Below are 805 nucleotides of genomic sequence, written 5' to 3'. Positions count from 1 at the left end.
GGCTCTCCCAACTATAGCATAATCGTATTTATTAGTTTCTTTTAATTTATCTATGCAGTATTTGTCTATAAATTTGGAAGAAGACTTCTTCTTTAATGTATAATCAGTATTACTATCGACGGATTGTTTAGATTCTTGAAGTAATTCCGAACGACTTATAGGGTAGCTTTTCATTTGCTCAAAACTAAATGCCACACCTGGAGTACTAACAGAGATAACAAGAGAAAAAAGAGTAATTTCGTCTTCCCCTAAATGAAGAGCTATATCGTTTGCTTCATCAAAGATAGTGTCAATGATTTCGCCAGGCTCAGGTTCTACGGATTGTGTTTTTTTAGGTTCGTCTTCTATACGAACTTCTGCCCACTCTTCTAAATAAAAAACATCAACCCCTAAGTTTTCTAATTTTTTCAATAATGATAAATCCCTATTTAGCAGTGCTTTCAACAAATGAGAACCTGTAAAAAAGGGGTGATTATTTTCCTTGGCTATTTTTTGAGCAATATCAAGAGCTTGTCGTACTTCTGTATTGTAGGGTAATGTTTTTTTCATAACTCACATTTTTTGAATTACCAATAGAAAAGTAAAAACTTCTCTTTGTAATGGATATTGATATTCTTTATACAATGATTAGGGTCTTTCTCTAACCGAAGAGTTTTAATTTTTATCTTCTTACCTGCTATTGCTTGACAAAATTGTTCAAATGGAATAATTTTATCATCATTGACAACCACAGGTACTGAATAATTGCCACATAGATACTCTTTAAAATCTTCTTTTGTTTTCTCTTCACTCACCACTTTGTTTA

1 protein-coding gene and 1 pseudogene are annotated in these 805 nt (G+C 31.9%); both read right to left on the bottom strand.

What is annotated here, in order from left to right; genetic code table 11:
• Positions 1 to 549: Clp protease N-terminal domain-containing protein (locus VQ048_RS12305; RefSeq protein WP_327611939.1), on the bottom strand; the 549-nt coding region annotated here is incomplete at its 3' end.
• 17 nt (positions 550 to 566) lie between these two features.
• A pseudogene (locus VQ048_RS12300) lies at positions 567 to 805 on the bottom strand (PKD domain-containing protein); the annotation flags it as partial.

The organism is Bergeyella anatis, assembly GCF_036016955.1.
Taxonomy (GTDB): domain Bacteria; phylum Bacteroidota; class Bacteroidia; order Flavobacteriales; family Weeksellaceae; genus JAYWXI01.
This window is presented reverse-complemented; position numbering and strand designations above follow the sequence as displayed.